This is a genomic window from Cyanobacteriota bacterium (assembly GCA_025054735.1).
GTDB lineage: Bacteria > Cyanobacteriota > Cyanobacteriia > SKYG9 > SKYG9 > SKYG9.
On record JANWZG010000326.1, the window covers coordinates 1 to 4,727 of the forward strand.

Genomic DNA, 4,727 nt, shown 5'->3' on the forward strand with positions numbered 1-4,727 from the left:
CCTTGATTCCAATCTTGCAAAAGCCAGTAATGGAATTCCTGGTTGAACTATTGCGTGAGCATGGATTCACCAAAATCATGGTCAATGTTAGCCACCTAGCGAATGAAATTGAGGGTTACTTTCGCGATGGTCAGCGATTTGGAGTGCAAATTGCCTACTCCTTTGAGGGTCAAATCATTGATGGCGAGCTAGTTGGTAAAGCTCTGGGATCGGCTGGTGGGATGCGCAAAATCCAAGATTTTCAGCCCTTTTTTGATGACACATTTGTAGTGTTGTGTGGTGATGCTCTGATCGATCTGGACTTGACTAGCGCAGTGAAATGGCATAAGGAAAAGGGGGCGATAGCCACTATTATCATGAAGAAGGTAGCGCGAGAAGAAGTCTCTAGTTACGGAGTCGTCGTTACTGACGATAATGGCCGCATCAAGTCCTTTCAAGAAAAGCCTTCCGTCGAAGAAGCCCTTAGCACTGAAATTAACACGGGCATTTATATCTTTGAGCCAGAGATTTTAGATTACATCCCATCTGGTCAGGAATATGACATTGGTAGCCAATTGTTCCCAAAACTAGTGGAGATGAATGCTCCTTTCTATGGGGTTTCTATGGAATTTGAATGGGTTGATATTGGCAAGGTGCCAGACTATTGGCAGGCTATTCAAGATGTGCTACTGGGTAAGGTGCGCAATGTTAGTATTCCGGGTGAAGAGGTCAAACCAGGTATTTTCACAGGGCTGAACGTGGCTGTTAACTGGAGTCAGGTGGATATCCGAGGCCCAGTCTATATTGGTGGTATGACCCGTATTGAAGATGGGGCACAGATTATTGGCCCCACGTATATTGGCCCTAGCTGCCATGTTTGTTCCGGTGCCCTAGTTGAACGCAGTGTTGTGTTTGAATATTCTCGCCTCGGTCCAGGGGTGCGCCTGATCGATAAGCTTGTGTTCGGTCGCTACTGTGTAGACAAGACTGGTGCCACGATCGACGTACAGGCTGCCGCTTTAGACTGGCTAATCACTGATGCCCGCGAAGCTATGCCTGATAAGCCCTCAGAGGAGCGATTAGCCATAGCCGAACTCCTTAACACCGAGGGCACATCGTAGGCTGTCATCAACATTAACCGCCTAGAGATACAGCAGATGTTGAAACTCTCAGCCTGTTGGCAACAGTTTGCTGTGTCTGATTATTCGTAATTTACTGGTATGGCCAAAAACTGGTTGATTAAGACAAGTTGATTGTTGTTAAGGCTCGTAGTGAGGACTTAAGTCCTCACTACCGACGTCCTAACTAGATAATGTCCTACACTAGATTATGCATTGTTTATCTGTATCAACGAAGTCTGCTATAATCTACGACTTAATTATCTTCCAGAAGTTTTGATAAGACATGATTTTCTCAGAGGTGCCCAATGAATAGCTGCACGTTGTATGCAGAAATTGTGCAAGCTCCCCAACTGCGATACACCCAAGATAACCAGATGGCAGTTGCTGAGTTGGTTGTGCAATTTCCAGGGTTACGGAGTGACGATCCACCTGCAACGTTGAAGGCTGTGGGTTGGGGTAATCTAGCTCGAGAAATTCAGGAAACTTATCATGAGGGCGATCGCGTCGTGATTGAGGGTCGGTTATCAATGAATCGCGTTGATCGTCCTGAAGGCTTCAAAGAAACACGAGCTGAATTGACCATTCAACGAATTTATCGATTAGGCACAGATGGTGTGCTCCAAAGTTCTTCGGCATTATCCACTACCTCTGTCAAGGCATCGCCTAAAGCTAGCGCAAGTAGCTCTATAGTGTCTGAGGCATCGTCAAGTTCCGCTACAACTTACTCAGCAGACGCAGATGCTTTTGACGACATTCCCTTTTGAAGAAAACTGAGTATAGCTCTAGAAATGCCATGAATTCAGTAAAGCCGTAATCAGGCAGATAACAGGTATCTTCAGTGCATCCTTCATGCCTACTGCTTCTTCTGTATCAGCAACTAGGCTAATTGGTCTGCATATTTACTGAGCAATCCACCGAACCATCAATACCTGTTACCTGATCGACCCGAGCAACAGTAAGGTAGCGCTTTACAATCCCTGCATCTGACTGATCGTGTCGTTCAGCGTCATCTAGGATTTGTAGCCACTGACGTAGAGCGTAGGTAATAGCCTCAACATCATGGGCGTTTCCCTGGAGCTTAATTTTCACTAGGTTACTCACGATAATCACCTATCTGGTCACGATGAAGACATAATCGTTCAGTTTCCCCTTTCTGAACTTCTGAATTCCTATCCGGATAGGTTCTAGGCTTTCAGAGAAACAACGTAGTCCTGTAATCCTTAGCTGCTAAGATTGATTACGGTTGTTGAGGAGACTACGGCTTATGGCACTGGACTATCCTGATGATGTTAAATATCTGGATACCCATGAATATGTCCGGTTAGATGGTGATATCGCAACAGTTGGTATTTCAGCTTATGCCATCGATCAACTCGGCGACATTGTGTTTTTGGAACTAGCCGATATTGGCAAAGCCCTTGCTAAGGGTGATACATTTGGCAATATCGAGTCTGTAAAAGTTGCTGAAGACTTGTACTCACCAGTCTCTGGTGTTGTCATAGAGCGGAACACACGGGTGTTAGAAGCAATAGATAATGCTGAGTCTCCTGACCAGCTCGTCAACGATCCCTACGGTGAAGGCTGGCTGATTAAACTTCAAATCACTGATCCAAGTGAGTTGACTGGTGCAATGTCAGCAGATGACTATCGCTTGAAGGTTGAAGGCACTAAATAAGCAAACACTTGATAAGTAAACACTTGAAAAGTGAATTGCCTGGTAGCTTTGTTGACTAGCAATCATGACTACAAGGGCAGCGTTTGCTTCTACAGGCTAGAGACTTTATCGTCTTGCAACAGGAAGTATGTAGTTGGCTGCTATGTTGGCTGAGTGCACTGTTACTCCTGTGTTGGTATTTTAGGATAGCGTCAGCTTCGGTAGTGTCAACTTCTGATGCATCCTTAACTCGCATTGAGATTGTAAAGCTACGTAAAGAAATATAAACTTCTGATAACTTGAGCCAAATGAGGTTCTATTCGTTTTAGTATAAAAAGGCTTGAAAGCATACACAAAAACGGATGGCAGATGAATTAGCTTTGCACCTTGGAGATATAGTCTCTCTCATTTTTCCAGAAGCGTTCTCATAATTCCACGAATGCATTCTTGGAAAGGTGCAATTGTCTGTTAGGTTACTGAAGTGCCCAATAGGTTATGCATGAGGCTTCCTAGGTGTGGAGTTATGTTTCGGCCATTTGTTTTCTAGTGATGCGTCTTGCATTTAAGCTTGTTAAGGTTTGACGAGCTTGTTGAGTCTAGAGGCCTACAACTGGTTGCCAAGTATACTGGTTGCAGGTTCGAACTTCACTTTATGAACACGATTTTAGGAGATTCGATCAATGCTAGATGCGTATACCAGGGTTGTTTCCCAGGCTGATACTCGTGGAGAGTACGTTAGTGGTGCACAGCTTGATGCGCTACGTGCGATGGTTGCTGATGGCAATAAGCGCCTCGATACCGTTAACCGGATCACCAGCAATGCTTCGACAATCGTTGCCAATGCTGCTCGCGCTCTGTTTGCTGAACAGCCTCAACTGATTGCTCCTGGTGGCAATGCTTACACCAACCGTCGGATGGCTGCTTGCTTGCGCGACATGGAAATCATCCTGCGCTATGTAACCTACGCTATCTACACCGGAGATGCTAGTGTTCTGGACGATCGTTGCCTGAATGGTCTGCGTGAAACCTACTTGGCTCTGGGTGTTCCTGGTGCTTCTGTAGCTGCTGGCATTCAGAAGATGAAAGATGCTGCTATCGCTATCGCTAACGATCGCAACGGCATCACTCCTGGCGATTGCAGCCAATTGATGTCTGAAGTTGCTGGTTACTTCGATCGTGCAGCAGCAGCCGTTGGCTAAATTATCAATCCGTCATTGGTCGCTCTATGACCAATGACAATACATTTCAACTAAAGCTTCTTCAAAACAAATAACTAGGGAGATATATACCAATGAAGACACCACTAACTGAAGCAGTTGCCGCAGCAGACTCTCAAGGCCGTTTTCTGAGCAGCACTGAATTGCAAGTTGCATTTGGCCGTCTGCGTCAAGCCAGTGCTAGCTTGGAAGCTGCTAAGCTTCTAGCTGCTAAGGCAAACGATTTGGCTAACGCTGCTGCTAACGCTGTATACCAGAAGTTCCCTTACACCACCCAGATGCAGGGCCCTAACTATGCTGCTGATCAGCGTGGTAAGGACAAGTGCGTTCGTGACATCGGCTACTACCTGCGGATGATTCAATACTGCCTCATTGCTGGTGGTACCGGTCCCATGGATGAGTACTTAGTTGCTGGTTTGGCTGAAATCAACAGCACCTTTGAATTGTCTCCTAGCTGGTACGTAGAAGCTCTAAAGTATATCCGTGCTAACCATGGTATTACTGGCGATGCTGCTACTGAGGCTAACTCCTACATTGACTACGCTATCAATGCCTTGAGCTAGAGCGTATCCCTTAGCCCGACAGAGTGATCAAGCCTATCTTCTGATAGGGGATGGTGGTTGCTTGCTTTGTCGGGCAGTTTTGTTGATGCTGACATTGCATATCGCATGTGGTGCTAGCAGATAAAACGGTCTATTAAAACTATGTAGGGGAAGCAATTATGGCTGGTGTAAAGGAATCTGGGCGGCTAGGAAT

The 4,727-nt window shown here is 45.8% G+C and carries 6 protein-coding genes; 5 read left to right on the plus strand and 1 reads right to left on the minus strand.

What is annotated here, in order from left to right:
- Positions 1-1,100 (plus strand): NDP-sugar synthase (locus tag NZ772_14245; GenBank protein ID MCS6814710.1); only part of this gene is annotated, 1,100 nt, incomplete at its 5' end.
- A 305-nt stretch (positions 1,101-1,405) separates the two neighbouring features.
- Positions 1,406-1,864, plus strand: a complete 459-nt coding sequence (locus NZ772_14250) for a single-stranded DNA-binding protein (protein ID MCS6814711.1) — start codon at positions 1,406-1,408, stop codon at positions 1,862-1,864.
- Between the two features lie 118 nt (positions 1,865-1,982).
- Here NZ772_14250 and NZ772_14255 read toward each other — a convergent pair whose 3' ends face one another.
- Positions 1,983-2,189 (minus strand): hypothetical protein, encoded by a 207-nt coding sequence (locus NZ772_14255; protein ID MCS6814712.1) that lies wholly within the window; start codon positions 2,187-2,189, stop codon positions 1,983-1,985.
- A 175-nt stretch (positions 2,190-2,364) separates the two neighbouring features.
- On the opposite strand from NZ772_14255, the gene gcvH reads away from it, so the two are divergent.
- The 3 genes from gcvH to cpcA all read left to right on the plus strand — a co-directional run bounded on the left by gcvH (position 2,365) and on the right by cpcA (position 4,534).
- On the plus strand, positions 2,365-2,775 hold the full coding sequence (gene gcvH / locus NZ772_14260) for a glycine cleavage system protein GcvH (protein MCS6814713.1): 411 nt from the start codon (positions 2,365-2,367) through the stop codon (positions 2,773-2,775).
- Between the two features lie 659 nt (positions 2,776-3,434).
- Positions 3,435-3,953, plus strand: coding sequence for a phycocyanin subunit beta (locus tag NZ772_14265; GenBank protein MCS6814714.1), 519 nt, complete (start codon positions 3,435-3,437; stop codon positions 3,951-3,953).
- A gap of 92 nt (positions 3,954-4,045) precedes the next feature.
- Positions 4,046-4,534, plus strand: coding sequence for a phycocyanin subunit alpha (gene cpcA / locus NZ772_14270; protein MCS6814715.1), 489 nt, complete (start codon positions 4,046-4,048; stop codon positions 4,532-4,534).
- Positions 4,535-4,727 lie beyond the last annotated feature (193 nt).

Bases quoted from the DNA above. Each gene is read 5' to 3' on its own strand.
- NZ772_14265 (MCS6814714.1), top strand. From the start codon at position 3,435: ATGCTAGATGCGTATACCAGGGTTGTTTCCCAGGCTGATACTCGTGGA.
- NZ772_14250 (MCS6814711.1), top strand. From the start codon at position 1,406: ATGAATAGCTGCACGTTGTATGCAGAAATTGTGCAAGCTCCCCAACTG.
- gcvH (MCS6814713.1), top strand. From the start codon at position 2,365: ATGGCACTGGACTATCCTGATGATGTTAAATATCTGGATACCCATGAA.
- cpcA (MCS6814715.1), top strand. From the start codon at position 4,046: ATGAAGACACCACTAACTGAAGCAGTTGCCGCAGCAGACTCTCAAGGC.